This window comes from Streptomyces sp. PsTaAH-124 (genome assembly GCF_000373685.1).
In the GTDB taxonomy this organism is placed as follows: Bacteria; Actinomycetota; Actinomycetes; order Streptomycetales; family Streptomycetaceae; genus Streptomyces; species Streptomyces andamanensis.
Genome location: NZ_KB892209.1, coordinates 152,176 through 167,433 on the forward strand (window position 1 = coordinate 152,176; position 15,258 = coordinate 167,433).

Here is a 15,258-nt window from a genome sequence, read left to right on the forward strand (position 1 = left end):
CGGGGCACCGGCCCCCGGCGCCCCGTACGACACGCTTACCGCGCGTGCGGCAGAATCGGGGCCGATGAGCACCTACCGCGACCTCACCGCCCCCATCGGCTCCCGCCGGGCCACGGTCCTGCGCACCGTGGGCACCAGGGAGCGCCGTTCCCACCTGACGGCGCCCCGGGTCCCCACGGTCGGCATCGACATCGGCGGCACCAAGGTGATGGCGGGCGTCGTCGACGCCGACGGCAACATCCTGGAGCGGCTGCGCACGGAGACCCCCGACAAGTCCAAGAGCCCGAAGGTCGTCGAGGACACCATCGCCGAACTGGTCCTGGACCTCTCCGATCGGCACGACGTGCACGCCGTCGGCATCGGCGCGGCCGGCTGGGTCGACGCCGACCGCAACCGCGTGCTCTTCGCCCCCCACCTGTCCTGGCGCAACGAACCGCTGCGCGACCGCCTCTCCGAGCGCCTGTCGGTGCCGGTCCTGGTCGACAACGACGCCAACGCAGCCGCCTGGGCCGAGTGGCGCTTCGGCGCCGGCCGCGGCGAGGACCACCTCGTCATGATCACGCTGGGCACCGGCATCGGCGGCGCGATCCTGGAGGACGGCCAGGTCAAGCGGGGCAAGTACGGCGTGGCCGGCGAGTTCGGGCACATGCAGGTGGTGCCCGGCGGCCACCGCTGCCCGTGCGGCAACCGCGGCTGCTGGGAGCAGTACAGCTCCGGCAACGCCCTGGTGCGCGAGGCCCGTGAGCTGGCCGCGGCCGACTCCCCGGTCGCCTACGGCCTCATCGAGCACGTCAAGGGCAGCATCCCCGACATCACCGGCCCGATGATCACCGAGCTGGCCCGGGAGGGCGACGCCATGTGCGTCGAGCTCCTCCAGGACATCGGCCAGTGGCTCGGCGTCGGCATCGCCAACCTCGCCGCCGCCCTCGACCCGTCCTGCTTCGTCGTCGGCGGCGGTGTCTCCGCGGCCGACGACCTGCTCATCGGCCCCGCCCGGGACGCCTTCAAACGCCACCTCACCGGCCGCGGCTACCGCCCCGAGGCCCGCATCGTGCGCGCCCAGCTCGGACCCGAGGCCGGCATGGTCGGCGCCGCCGACCTCGCCCGGCTGGTCGCCCGCCGCTTCCGCCGCGCCAAGCGCCGCCGGGTGGAGCGCCACGAGCGCTACGAGCGCTACACGCAGTTCCGCCGCGACGCCCGGGAGGCACTGTGACGATGTCCGTGCCCCGCCAGGCCGCGCCGCCCGACGAACCGCCGTCCCGGCCCGCCGAGGACCGCCGCCACCGCAACCGCCGCCGGGCCCTCACCCTGCTGATCATCGTGCTGCTCATCGGCGTCCCGGCCGGTTATCTGGTGCTCTCCGCCGCCCAGAGCCGCGACAGCGGCAAGGACAAGGAGGCCAAGTACGCGGCGACCGGCCTCACCCCCACCTACCCGGCCAAGGTGCAGCGCCGGCTCTACGAGGTCCCCATCCCGCACCCCGCCGACCAGGTCGCCTCCTACGAGACGAACAACTGGAAGACCAGCCGCCTCTACGTCCGGTTCCGCACCACCCAGCCCGGACTCGACACCTTCCTGGAGGCCATGGGCGTCAACCGCGGCGATCTCAGGAAGGGCGAGATCAGCTTCGGCCACCGGGACCGCGACATCACCGGCTGGAACTTCAAGGGCCCCGGATCCTGGTACGGCCTCAGCCACGACCAGGAGAACCCCGCGCCCAGCCAGGACATCATGGTGAACTTCTCCGACCCGGCGCTGCCCATGGTCTACGTGGTCTCCCAGACGGTCCCCTGACCCGGCCCGGAGCCGATTGTCAGACCCCGCCCGTAGAGTCAAAGACGACTGACTCGACCGGCGAGCGGGAGGTGACAGGACGTATGAGCGACATGGCCGTGACGGAGACGACCGGGACCGTCCCCGGGCCGGGCGTGCCCGGGGCGGAACAGCCCGGGGCGGCCGGGACACCCGGCTCCCCGGGGATGCCGGTCTCGCCGGGGACGCCGGTCTCGCACGGGATGCCGGTCTCGCAGGGGATGCCCGGCGCGGCCAGAAGCCCCGGTCCGGCACTGCCCGCGGCCGGACCCGCCGTGTCCGTCCGCCTCCCCGCCGTCTTCGTGCCCGCGCCGCTGCCGCGCGAGGGCCGCATCGTCCTGTGGGACCCGGACGCGCCGGCCTCCGACGCGCTGTCCGCCCCCGCCCGCCCCGCCGCCGGCGCCCCGCCCGTCCCCACGACCCTCACGGTGGTGCGGCCGCACGGCGCGGTCCTCCGCCGCAGGACCGTCGCCGCCCTGTCCCTGCCGATCGACGCGGCCCTGCCCCACCTGGTGCGCGCCCGCCACGACCCCGCAGCCCACCCCGCCACGGCCTGCTGGGGCGCCGCCGCCCTGCACGCGCTGCGGCTGAGCGCGCGGGGCCGCCTCCTGCCGGGCCTGACCGCCACCGGACACGACGCCTGGCGGGCCGGGCCGCTCGACCCCGACGACATCGCCCATCTGCGGGCCGTCGCCGCGGCCCTGCCCCCCGAAGGACACGCCGTGCCACTGCCCGGCACCGGCCCGCTCCGGCTGCCGGAACCGGAAGCACTGCTGCGCGCCTTCCTCGACGCCGTCGCCGACACCCTGCCCCGCACCCCCGCCGCCCCCCACACCGCGGGCCGCCCCTTCGCCCACCGCGCACCCCAGCACCTCCCGGCCGCCCAGGACTGGGCGGCCCAGGTCGCCGCGGGCACGGACGCCGGAGTCCGGATCTCCCTGCGCCTGGACCTGTCGGCGTACGACCTCTTCGACGCGGACCCGGCGGGCGGCGTCGGCGGGCGGCCGACGCGCAGGTCGGGCACCGCGATCGTCCAGGTGCACAGCCTCGCCGACCCCACCCTCGTCGCCGACGCGACGTCCCTGTGGGCGGGCGAGGCCGACGCGGCGTTCGGCCCCCGCGCGCGCGTGGACGCCGCCCTGGCCGTACGCCGCGCGGCCCGGATCTGGCCGCCGCTGGACCGGCTCGCCGAGCAGGACGTGCCCGACGTGCTCGCCCTGTCCGAGGAGGAGGCGGGCGAACTGCTCGGCGTGGCCGCGACCCGGCTCGCGGCGGCCGGCGTCGCCGTGCACTGGCCGCGCGACCTGGCCGACGACCTCGCCGCGGCCGCGGTGGTGCGGTCCGCTCCCGGCTCCGCGACCGACGGCACCGGCTTCTTCGAGAGCGAGGAACTGCTGCGCTTCTCCTGGCAGCTGGCGCTCGGCGGCGACCCGCTCACCGAAGCCGAGATGGACGCCCTCGCCGAGGCCCACCGCCCGGTCGTCCGGCTCCGGGACCGCTGGGTCCTGGTCGATCCCGCCCTGGTCCGCAAGGCCCGCCGCCGCGACCTGGGCCTGCTCGACCCGGTCGACGCGCTCTCCGCCGCCCTCACCGGCACCACCGAGGTCGACGGCGAGACGGTCGAGGCCGTGCCGGTCGGTGCCCTCGCCGCCCTGCGCGACCGCATCACCGCGGGCGTACACCCGGCCGAACCGCCCCCCGGCCTGCGCGCCACCCTGCGCGACTACCAGCTGCGCGGACTCGGCTGGCTCGACCTCATGACCTCCCTCGGCCTCGGCGGCTGCCTCGCCGACGACATGGGCCTCGGCAAGACCGTCACCCTCATCGCCCTGCATCTGAAGCGGGCCCGCAGCGAACCCACCCTGGTGGTCTGCCCGGCCTCCCTGCTGGGCAACTGGCAGCGGGAGATCACCCGGTTCGCGCCCGGCGTCCCCGTCCGCCGCTTCCACGGCCCGGACCGCACCCTGGACGGCCTCGACGGCGGCTTCGTCCTCACCACGTACGGCACCATGCGCTCGACCGCGCCCCTGCTCGCCGAGCAGCCCTGGGGCCTGGTCGTCGCGGACGAGGCACAGCACGTCAAGAACCCCCACTCGGCGACCGCGAAGGCCCTGCGCACGATCCCGTCGCCCGCCCGCGTCGCCCTGACCGGCACCCCCGTGGAGAACAACCTCTCCGAACTGTGGGCCCTCCTCGACTGGACCACCCCCGGCCTCCTCGGCCCCCTCACCTCCTTCCGCGCCCGCCACGCGCGCGCCGTGGAGAACGGCGAGGACGAGGAGGCCGCCCGGCGGCTGGCCCGGCTGGTGCGGCCCTTCCTGCTGCGCCGCAGGAAGTCCGACCCGGGCATCGTCCCCGAGCTGCCGCCCAAGACCGAGACCGACCATCCGGTCCCGCTCACCCGCGAACAGGCCGCGCTGTACGAGGCGGTGGTACGGGAATCGATGCTGGCCATCGAGACCGCGCAGGGCATGGCCCGCCGCGGCCTGGTCCTCAAGCTGCTCACCTCGCTCAAGCAGATCTGCGACCACCCGGCCCTCTATCTGAAGGACGGGGACATGCCCGGCGCCGACCGGGCGGCGGCCCGCTCGGGCAAGCTCGCCCTGCTCGACGAACTGCTGGACACCCTGCTCGCCGAGGACGGCTCCGCCCTCGTCTTCACCCAGTACGTGGGCATGGCCCGGCTGATCACCTCCCATCTCGCCGCCCGCGCGGTCCCCGTCGACCTGCTCCACGGCGGCACCCCGGTCCCCGAGCGCGAACGCATGGTGGACCGCTTCCAGGAGGGCGCCACCCCCGTCCTCGTGCTCTCCCTGAAGGCGGCCGGCACCGGCCTGAACCTCACCCGCGCGGGCCATGTGGTCCACTTCGACCGCTGGTGGAACCCGGCCGTCGAGGAGCAGGCCACCGACCGCGCCTACCGCATCGGCCAGACCCAGCCCGTCCAGGTCCACCGCCTCATCACCGAGGGCACCGTCGAGGACCGCATCGCCGAGATGCTCGCCGCGAAGCGCGCCCTGGCCGAGGCCGTCCTCGGCACCGGCGAGTCCGCCCTCACCGAGCTGTCCGACCGGGAGCTGTCCGACCTGGTGTCGCTGCGGAGGGGGGCCTGATGCACACGACTGAACGGGCCGAACAGGCTGAACAGACTGAACGGGCCGAACAGACTGAACGGGCCGAACAGACTGAACGGGCCGAACAGACTGAACGGGCCGAACAGGCTGAACAGACCGAACGGGCCGAACCGGCCGAACAGAGCGGGCGTGCCGGGCGGCCGGACGCGGTCGGCGGACCCGAGCCCGCGCGGGCCGAAGGCTCTGCTGACTCCGGCACCTCCGACGCCCCTGGGTTGCGCACGCCCGCGGAGCCTCAGCCGCCACGCCCCGCCGACGTGGCGCGTGAGGCGCTGAGAGCGGCGCGACGGCACCGGCCGCAGCCGCCCGGCACACCGACGCCGCCGCCGGTCAGCCCCACCGCTTTCACACCGGACGAGACCGAGGAGCCGAGGCCCGAGGGGCGACCGGAATCGACCACCGAGCCCTCCCCGGAACAGCCGTCGCCGCAGCCACGCCCGTCGCAGCAGCCGTCGCGGCCGGGCGACGCGGCGCGCGCGGCCCTGCGACGGATGGCACAGCCGTCCCCGTCCCTGCCCCCGGCCCCGTCCTCGGCACAGTCCCCGACCCCGCAGCACGCCGAACCGGCCACGCCCACCGCGCCGGACACCCCCGTACCGGATCGCCCCGCACCGGCGAAGACCACCGCCGCCCGCCCCGCCGACATCGCACGCGAGGCCCTGCGCGCGGCGCGCGCCCGTGGCGGACCGGAGGAGGAGCAGCCGTCCGCGCCGGACGAGGGAGGGGCGCGGCCCCGGTCGGCCACCGCCCCTCGCGCGCGTACCGCCCGCGAGGGCCGCCCGTCCCGCCGTACGGCCGCACAGTCCGGCCCGGCCCGCGCCCGCCTGCCTCGAACCGGTGGCCGAACAGAGGGCGACGCCGGATCGGGCGACGGGACCCCGGGCACTGGCCCCGGCCCCGGCCCCGGCACCTCCGCCCCCGTCCGCGCCGTGACGGAACTCCTCGCGCACGCCTTCCGGATGCCCCCGGCAGCGGAGACGGACCACGAACCGGACGACAGCACCGAGGACGCACCCCCTGGCACGGGGACCGGCACCACGACGGCCGCCCCCGAAGGCGACCCCGCCCCGCCCCGGCCCACGAGTCCCCAGCCCACCGCGTCCCACCCCGCTGTGCGCGCCCCCGGTGGCATGGCCTCCCCCCGCCGCGACGGCGAACTCCGCCGCACCTTCCCGGCGCTCCCCGCGCCGCCCGCCACCGCCCCGGAAGGCCGGACGGAACCCGGCTTCGCACAGACCTGGTGGGGCGAGGCATGGACGACCGCCCTGGAGGACGGCGCGCTGGACACGGCCCGGCTGGCCCGGGGCCGTGACTACGCACGCACCGGCCATGTGGACGCCATCACCGTGACCCCCGGCCTGGTCCTCGCGTACGTACAGGGCAGCCGTCCGCGTCCGTACCGCGTCCAGGTGCGGATGCGCACCCTGGACGACGTCGAGTGGGACCGGTTCCTGGACGCCGCCGCCGAGCGGCCCGGTCATATCGCCGCACTCCTGGACAAGGAGATGCCGCAGTCTCTGGCCGACTGCGGTGTCCCGCTGCTCCCCGGCCCGTACGACCTCGAACCGCACTGCTCCTGCCCCGACCGCGGCCACCCCTGCAAGCACGCGGCGGCCCTGTGCTACCAGACGGCGCGGCTGCTGGACGCCGACCCCTTCGTCCTGCTGCTGCTCCGCGGCCGGGGCGAGCGGGAGCTGCTGGACGCCCTGTCCCGGCGCAGCGCGGCCCGCGCCGCACGCGACGCGCAGGACCGGGATCCGGAGCCGCTGCCGGGGGAGCGGGCCACCGAGGCCCTCGCGCGCCGCCCGCTGCCGCTGCCCGCCCCGCTGCCGCCCCCGCCGCACCCCGGGCAGCCCCCGGCGTATGCGTCGGCACCGGGCGGCCCGGACCCGTTCGCCCTCGACCAGTTGGCGACCGACGCGGCGGCCCGCGCCCACGCCCTGCTCACCACCGGCCGCGATCCGGTCGGCGGGCTGACGCTCTGGCAGGACGCGGTGCGCCTGGCCGCGGCCCGGCCCGGCTCCGGACTGACCGCCGCCACCCGCTCCCTCTACGCCTCGCTCGCCTCGGCCACCGGCCGCACCACGGCGGAGCTGGCCCGCGCGGTGGCCGCCTGGCGCCAGGGCGCCGCCGAGGGGCTCGCTGTCCTGGAGGACCCGTGGGACCCCCCGGCCGGCCGCTTCGACCGGGCCCGCCCCCTGCTCCTCGCCGCCGGCCTGCCGCCTTTCCGCCCCCACCGCAACCGCCTCACCCACCCGGTCGGCCGACTCCAGCTCCGCCTGGGCCGGGACCACCTCTGGTACGCGTACGAGTCCGAACCCGACCGCGACGACTGGTGGCCGCGCGGCACCCCGGCCCCGGACCCGGTCGACGCGCTGAGCGGCCTGGAGGCCGTCCCGGAGGCGTGACCGGGAACGGCCGACGTGAAGAAACCTTCGCTCTCAAGGAGGGCGCGACGGCTGCCGCGAAGACGCCGAAAGCGCTGCTGGAGACGCTATGGACACCGCTCCGCCGACCGCCGTAAATTCGTCTCAGCGCACGGTCGGCCAGGGGGACCGGCGCTGACCGTGAGGTACCAGGGGGAGCATGGAATTCGGCTTACTGGGGCCGTTGCAAGCCCGGATCGCCGGACGTGCGGTCCCGTTGAACGGCCCGCGGCAGGCCAAGATGCTGGCGGCACTCCTGCTCGACGCCAACACCACCGTCCCCATGGAACGGCTCGTCGCCGTGATGTGGGACGCGCGGCCGCCCGCCACCGCGGTCCGCCAGATCCAGGACGCCGTCTCCGGACTGCGCCGCAACCTCGTCGCCCGCGGAGCGCCCGGCTCCCTGATCGGCACGCGGCGCGGCGGCTACGAGATCCACCTGGCCCAAGACCGGCTCGACCTCCTGGAGTTCGACCACGAGCGGCACCTCGCCGAACAGCACACGACCCCGTCCGAGACGGCGGCCGCGCTGCGGCGGGCGCTCGCCCGCTGGCGCGGGAACGCCCTGGCCGACGTCCCCGGCCGAGCCCTGGAGATCGACGCGGCACGGCTGAACGAGCGCCGCGCGGCGACGCACAAGGAGTGCCTCGCCATCGAACTCGGCCTGGGGCGCCACCGGGAGGTCATCGATGAACTGACCGCCCTGCTGCACACACATCCCTTCGACGAACAGGTCGCCGAACACCTGATGCTCGCCCTCTACCGGTGCCGACGCCAGGGCGAGGCACTGCGGGTGTACGAGCGGCTGCGCCGCACCCTGGCCGACGAACTCGGCGTCGACCCCGCCCCACCACTGCGGGAACTGCATCAGCGCATCCTGACCGCGGACCCCGCCCTGACAGCCACGCCCTCGGCGGCGGGCCCCTCGGCGGCGGGCCCCTCGGCGGCTGGCCCCTCGGTGACGCCGCCGAAGAGCCCCGCCCCGGCGGTCACCGGGCCGGACATGGCGATGCCGGTGCGTCAGCTCCCTCTCGACGTACCCGACTTCGTGGGCCGGGCCGACGCCCTGGCCGAGATCGCCGGGCTGCTCGACGCGTCGGCCCCGAACCGGGCCCCGGTCGCCGTCGTCGTGGGCGGTCCCGGCGTCGGCAAGTCCTGCCTGGTGACGCACGCCGCGCGACGGGCGAGCGCCGGCTTCCCCGACGGTCAGCTCTACCTCGACCTCGCGGCGACATCGGACGAGCCACGGGACCCGGCGATGATGCTGGCCGAGGCGCTGCGCGCGCTCTCGGTCGCGGGCAGCGCCATCCCGAACAGCCTGTCCGAGCGGGCCGCGCTCTACCGGTCGCTGCTGGTGGACCGGCGCATGCTGGTGGTGCTGGACGACGCCGGTCACGCGGATCAGGTGCTGCCGCTGCTGCCCGGCGCCGACGGCTGCGCCGTGCTGATCACCAGCCGCACGCTGCTGACGCAGCTTCCCGGCGCCCGGCACATCGACCTGGACGTGCTGAGCCCGGCGGAGGCGCGGGAGTTGTTCACCGGAATCATCGGACGGCGCCGGGTCGAGGGGGAACCGGGGGAGGCCGACGCGATCCTCGACTGCTGCGGAAACCTGCCGCTGGCCATCCGGATCGCCAGCGGCAAGCTCACGGGCCGTCCGGCCTGGTCGCTGCGGGTGCTGCGGGAACGCATCGAGGACGAGTCACGGCGGCTGGCCGAGCTGAGGATCGGCGACCTCAGTGTGCGGGCCAGCGTCGAACTGAGCCTGCGGCTGCTGCCGGACGACGCGGTGCGCGCGCTGAGCCTGCTGGGTCTGCTCGGCCCCCACACCCTGCCCGGCTGGGTGGTCGGCCCGCTGCTGGACCGCCCGGACGGCGAAGAGGTGCTGGACATCCTCGTCGACGCCAGCCTGGTGCGGCTGGTCGCCACCGACGCCCTCGGCGAGCCGCGTTACCGGCTGCACGACCTGATCAGGACCTGCGCCGTGGAGCTGGCCGCCTCCCTGTCCGCAAAGGAGAAGCGGGACGCGGTCGTCCGGGTGCTGTCCGTCTGGCTGGAGCTGATCGGGCGCGGCACCGATCTGCTCCCGGCGGCCGGGCTGCTGACGGCCGCGCCCGGTTCCGCACCGCGCCGCGCGCTGCCCCGCGCGGTCGTGGACCGGTTGATGTCCGACCCGGTCGGCTGGTTCGACGCGGAACGCGACAACCTGCTCGGCGCGGTGAAGCTGGCCGCCGACCGGGGCCTGGACGAGCTGGCCTGGGAACTGGCGGCCGGTGCGTCGACCTATTACGACCACCGGTGCCTCTACCAGGACTGGCAGCACGGGCACCGCCTCGCGCTGGACGCGGCCGAGGCCGCGGGCAACGCGCGCGGCGCGTCGGTCCTGCTGCGCGGCCTGGGCCAACTCCACATCTACCAGGATGAGTTCGACCGGGCCACCCGGTCCCTGGAATCCTCCCTCACGCTGTGCAGGAAGGCCGGTGACCGACGCGGGGAGGCCCTGACCATCGCCATGCTGGGCACGGTCAGCCGGGTGCAGGGCCGAGACGACGAAGCCCTCGAACGGGTCGAGCACGCGCTGGCCATCGCGGTCGGCGAGGGCGACCTTCACCTGGAAGCGCAGCTCTCCTGCTCCGTGGCCGTGATGAAGCTCATGCAGGACAAGCTCGACGAGGCGGAGCCATGGTTCGCCACCGCCTTGCGCCAGGCCCGCACACTGGGCGACGCGCATCGTGTGGCCGTGGTGCTACGGCGCTTCAGCCGCCTGCACGACCGGCGCGGCGACCCCGACGAGGCACTGCGCTGCCTGGGACAGGCGCTGGCCACCTTCGAGAACCTGGCCGACGAACGCTGCGCCGCGTACACCCTGCTGGAGGTCGGCCGCGTCCACGCCGGCCGACACGACCGCGCCCACGCGGCCCCCGCACTGGAACGCGCGGCGGCCCTCTTCCACCGCCACGGCGACCGCCAGGACGAGGCCGCCTGCTGGCAGCTGATCGGCGACCTGGACGCCCTCGCCGGCGCCCCCCACCTGGCCCACCGGCACCGAGGCCGCGCCCTGCGCCTGTGGCAGACGATCGGCGACATCAACGAGACGAACACCCCGCCCCGCCCGTCGTCACCGTAAGCCGCCCACACCCCCCACCGGACCGCCCCCTCCCACCGACCGCGTCTGCCCCCCTTGGAGAGACGCCCGTGAGCCGTGAGAGGGCCTACGGCGTGAGTGAGACATCGTCGAACACCCTGCAATACCGCTTTGACGGGCCGGAAGAGGCTCCCGTCCTGATCCTCGGTCCCTCACTGGGTACCACGTGGCACAGGTTGTAGAGACCGTCTTTGGCGTCCACGTCAGTCCAGGGCGGGTGCGGAATAGCAGGTCAGGGCATCGCGGTTCGGGGGAGTCTGCGTAGTTGGTGACAGAGGTGCGAGAGCGTCTGTGATGGGCGAGTGAAACGCCGAGGCCCAGCCCGGCCATGCCAATCCCACCGTGCGAGGGGAGCAAGTTGGCCAGCGACCCGGCGAAGCTCTGGAAGGAGCAGACAAGGCAACTCGGCCGTCTCTCTTGGGTCATCGAGTGGGCGGGATGAAAATCCGCGTCCCGTGGTGCCGGGGTATTGCCGGAGGTGCTGGCGCTGGTGACCTGTCACTCCTGCTGGCGGCTCAACGCCTGCGGGCCTGTGTTTCCGGAAGAGGCGGGATGGAGGGCTGGTGGGGCTGGTCCAGGGGGTTGCCGGTCCTGTCATGTGGGAGAAGTACATGGCAGCTTCGGTTTTGGCTGGTTCAAGTAGGTGTTCAGGATGGTGCAACTGCTCCTCGCGTCGGCAGTCTGTGCGGGCGGCCAGGCCGAGGTGGGGTAGCCGGCAAGGCCGCAGGGGGCAGGGGTCGCACTGAATGGGTTTATCTGTACGAGGAGTTGGTGGTTCGTTCGTGCGTGGTTCGGCCGGTTCTGCATCTGGCGAGTGGGAGAGCCTGGGCATAGTAGATGCTGATGGCGCTTAGGAAGTGCGCTGTTGACTGAAAAGAAGCATTCCCTTTTGGTGTGATTGGGGTGCATGGTGGGTGCTTTGCTCCCTGTGTTCAGATCTTGACAGAAAGTAAGGCTGGGCTTTAAATCCCGCTTACCTTTGAAGATCTTGTGATGGTGGGGGCGGGGTTTCGTGCGAGTGGGGTGGGGCGGACGGGGTGCCGCGGCGCGCCGTGGGCGCAGTCGGCGAGGGAGAGCCGGCGCGGCCGCTGCGGCTGTGGCAACGTTGGCAGCCGTGGTGGTCCTGCCGGGCTCGGCGGCGCGGGCGGCCGCGGGAGCGGAGACGGATCCGGCGTCTGTTTCTGAAGGCCAACAGGCGCTGGCCCAGGCGCAGCAGTCCGGTGAGCGGGTGGAGGTGACGGGGGAGCGCACCGAGCGGTCCACCGTTTATGCCAACCCTGACGGGTCGACGTTCACGCTGGAGGAGTCGGCTGTTCCGGTGCGTGTGGAGAAGCCGGGTGGTGGCTGGCAGGCGCCGGACGCGACGCTGGAGAAGCGGTCCGATGGTTCGGTGGGGCCGAAGGCCGCTTCCGTGCGGATGTCCTTCTCGGGAGGCGGTGACTCGACACCGCTTGCTCGGGTGGCTGAGCCGGGGAAGTCTCTGGAACTCGGTTGGCCGGGCAAGCTGCCGGTGCCGCGTCTGGAGGGTCCCAGTGCCCTGTACGCGGATGTTCTGCCCGGCGTCGACTTGAAGGTGACGGCGACGTCGGAGAGTTTCCAGCCGGTGTTCGTCGTCAAGACGCCTGAGGCTGCGGCGAGTGATGAGCTGAAGAAGCTCACCTTCAGCCTGAAGTCCCATGGGCTGGACGTCCGGGAGGGTGCGGGCGGCAACCTGGCGGCAGTGGATGCCGACGGCCGCACTGTTTTCAAGGCGCCCCCTGCCCGGATGTGGGACTCGGCCGGAGGCACGGCGACGCAGACGTCACTCAAGTCGGCCAGGATCGCGGCTGCGGGCGAGGTGAAGCCGTCGGACCCGGCCGAGGCCGCACCGTCGGGTACCGGTCTGGAGCCGGGCCAGGGCGACACGGTCGCTCACATGGATGTCGACGTCACCGCGACCTCGCTGTCGGTCGTGCCGGACGCGGACATGCTGAACCAGACCCCCGCATCGGCGTTCCCCGTCTTCATCGACCCCACCATCACCTGGGGCGAGTCCGAGCGAACCCTTCTGCGCAGTGACGGCTACGAGTCCTACGCCTGGGGCAACGGCGACGACGACCAGGGCAAGGGTGCGGGCAAGTGCGGTACCTGGAGCGGCTACTACTGCGGTCCGGGATACGTGCAGAAGCTGTATTTCGAGTTCTCGCCGGCCGACCTCAAGGGAAAGAAGGTCCTGGACGCCACGTTCCGGGTGACCGAGCCGTGGGCGTTTCAGTGTTCACCGCGCTGGGTCGACCTGGTGCGCACGAACAACATCTCCTCGTCCACGACCTGGTCGTCGCGGCCCAGGGAACTGGACTGGATGGGCGACCGCAATGTCTCGGCCGGCCGCGGATCACTGTGTGACCCGGATTCGCCGAAGGCACCGATCGAGTTCCATGACAACCCGGATGAACCGAACGAGAACCTGACCCCGACGGTCCGCGACTTCGCGGCGGGCAAGTTCTCACGGCTCACCCTGGAGATCCGGGCGCATGACGAGTCGGACGCATCGGCCTGGAAGCGGTTCAGGAACGACGCGGTCCTGGCGGTCGACTTCGTCGGGCTGCCGGCCCGGCCCACCTCGGTCGGCCTGGTAGGCGGGGGGAGCAGCGCAACGCCTGTGTGTGAGCACAGCTCGAGTGACCCGGCGATCGTCTCCGACCCGGAGCCGACCCTCAAAGCGACGGCGCAGACCGAGGGCGGCGGTGAGAAGAACGCTCAACTGCGTGTCTTTTTCGACCTCGATGTCCAAAACGGCACCGGCTGGTCGGACGTCACACCGGGCAACGGCGAACTCCGTCCCTCGACGGGATACTACGGTGACAACGCGGCTGTGACGCTGAAGTGGTCCAAACTGACAGACGGCAAGCTGTACCGGTATCACGCCTGGACCTGGTCCTACTACAACAATGGCTCTGCCCATCTGAGCAGCCGGATGTCAGCCCCCGACTGCTACTTCCGGGTCGATGCGACAGCGCCCCGCGCACCGACGATCACCCTCAAGGCCCCGTACAGCGAGTGCGTGCCCAATGACTGTGTGCCCAAGGGCGGCGCGGGCGTGCCCGCCACCTTCGCTTTCAAGCCCGACGCGGCCGACACGAACGTCGTGTCGTACGAGTACAAACTGTCCTCCGCGAGTGCCTGGTCCTCGACGAAGAACGCCACGGCCACGTTCATTCCACCGCGATCAGGCACCTACACCTTGCAGGTCCGGGGACGCGACAACGTCGGCACCGGCAGGGCAGGCGACATCGCGCAGATCGACTTCGTCGTCTCCACAGTCGGTGACGACCCGATCGGACGCTGGCACTTCAACGAGGCAAGCGGTCCCGCCCTGGACTCCACCACCGTGCCGCAGGCAGCACATCACGACGCCACCTTGTCCAGCGGCGCCACACGCGATGACCGCGGGCGGCGCGGCCTGCTGACCCATGACGCCTCCGGCACACAGCTGCCGGAGCCAGTCACCGACAAGGGACTGAGCTTGAACGGCAGCACCGGCTACGCGGCCACCTCGACAACAGTGCTCGACACCCGGGCCTCCTTCACCGTGGCCGCGTGGGTACGCGTGGACGCGAAGGCGTCGCACGTGATGACCGCCGTGGGCCAGGCACCCGACAACGCCGGCCCATTCCCGAAGAAGTACACGCCCTTCGGACTGTCCTACGCGGCCGCAGGAGGCGACACCTGGAGCCTGAGCATGCGGGCCAGCGACGGCACCGTCCACACCGCCGCCGCGCAGCAGGCCACACCCCGCGGGGCGTGGACCCATGTGACGGGGGTGTTCGACGCCGCTGCCAAGAAGCTGCGCCTTTACGTCAACGGACGGCTGCAGAGCACGGCCGACGCCGGGACACCATGGGCAGCGAACGGGCCGTTGCAGATCGGCCGGGCGATCTGGGCCGATGCCTTCACCGACTACCTGCAGGGCTCCGTGGACGAGGTCTCGGTGTGGCAGAACGCCCTGACACCAGAGCAGGTCACCGACGACGCACGGCTGATGACCTCTGACCAGCACACCGGTGTGGAACTGGTCGCCGCATGGTCGGCCGACCAGGGCAGCGGCAGCAGCATCCAGGACACCACCTCCGGCTACGGCAGGTCCCTGGCCCTGACCGGAGGGGCAACACTGGACGGCCAGTCGATCACGCTGGACGGCGTGGATGACGCGGCCACCACGGCGGGACCGGTACTGGACGACACCGGGTCCTTCACGCTAACCACGTTGGCCTCCCTGGACGGTGACAAGCTCGTCTCCAAGAATGTCGGCTACAAGGCGCAAATCCTGGGGCAACGTACGGCAGACGGATCATCGTGGGGGCTCTGGTACGAGCTGACAGACAAGAAGACGGTCCTGGACGAAGACACCCTTGAGGAGAAAACCGTTCCTGTCGGCTTCTGGCGGTTCGGTCGCTTCAATGCCGACGGTACGTTCACCGCAGTCTCCTCGGACGAAGAAGCCCTGGTCGACGGCGCGACCCGACTGACCGGCGTCTTCGATGCACAGGACGGCACGCTCAGCCTCTATTTGGGCGCTGTCGCGAACGGTGACGCGTTGGCGTTCACCGCGAAGGCGGGCTCGGGCGACTTCGCTGTTGGCAAGGGCTTCACGGGCGGGGCCTGGCAGCACTACCTGCCCGGCCAGGTCTCCGAGGTACGCCTGTGGGCAGGCGCGATGGTCGGCTACGAACAGGTCGGCGAGACCGTGGGCGACTGACGG

At 72.7% G+C, this 15,258-nt stretch carries 6 protein-coding genes; all 6 read left to right on the forward strand.

From position 1 onward, the window contains the following. Window positions 1–64 precede the first annotated feature (64 nt). The 6 genes from B086_RS0137890 (at window position 65) to B086_RS0137915 (ending at window position 15,255) form a co-directional block, all read left to right on the forward strand. Window positions 65–1,213, forward strand: coding sequence for an ROK family glucokinase (locus B086_RS0137890; protein ID WP_018571658.1), 1,149 nt, complete (start codon window positions 65–67; stop codon window positions 1,211–1,213). Continuing rightward, entirely contained in the window at window positions 1,210–1,794 is a 585-nt protein-coding gene (locus B086_RS0137895; RefSeq protein WP_018571659.1) for a hypothetical protein, read from the forward strand. Before B086_RS0137890 ends, B086_RS0137895 begins: the two co-directional genes overlap by 4 nt. 239 nt (window positions 1,795–2,033) lie before the next feature. Continuing rightward, entirely contained in the window at window positions 2,034–4,925 is a 2,892-nt protein-coding gene (locus B086_RS0137900) for a DEAD/DEAH box helicase (RefSeq protein WP_037874675.1), read from the forward strand. A 512-nt stretch (window positions 4,926–5,437) separates the two neighbouring features. Next, window positions 5,438–7,354, forward strand: a complete 1,917-nt coding sequence (locus B086_RS41690) for an SWIM zinc finger family protein (RefSeq protein ID WP_018571661.1) — start codon at window positions 5,438–5,440, stop codon at window positions 7,352–7,354. 178 nt (window positions 7,355–7,532) lie between these two features. Next, a complete protein-coding gene (locus B086_RS41695) occupies window positions 7,533–10,499 on the forward strand; it encodes an AfsR/SARP family transcriptional regulator (protein ID WP_063746850.1) in 2,967 nt (988 codons plus the stop codon). A gap of 1,132 nt (window positions 10,500–11,631) precedes the next feature. After that, entirely contained in the window at window positions 11,632–15,255 is a 3,624-nt protein-coding gene (locus B086_RS0137915) for a LamG domain-containing protein (protein ID WP_199790814.1), read from the forward strand. Window positions 15,256–15,258: the final 3 nt, after the last annotated feature.

Excerpts from the sequence above, each read along its gene's own strand:
- B086_RS0137890 (WP_018571658.1), top strand. The coding sequence starts at position 65 with ATGAGCACCTACCGCGACCTCACCGCCCCCATCGGCTCCCGCCGGGCC.
- B086_RS0137900 (WP_037874675.1), top strand. The coding sequence starts at position 2,034 with ATGCCCGGCGCGGCCAGAAGCCCCGGTCCGGCACTGCCCGCGGCCGGA.
- B086_RS41690 (WP_018571661.1), top strand. The coding sequence starts at position 5,438 with ATGGCACAGCCGTCCCCGTCCCTGCCCCCGGCCCCGTCCTCGGCACAG.
- B086_RS41695 (WP_063746850.1), top strand. The coding sequence starts at position 7,533 with ATGGAATTCGGCTTACTGGGGCCGTTGCAAGCCCGGATCGCCGGACGT.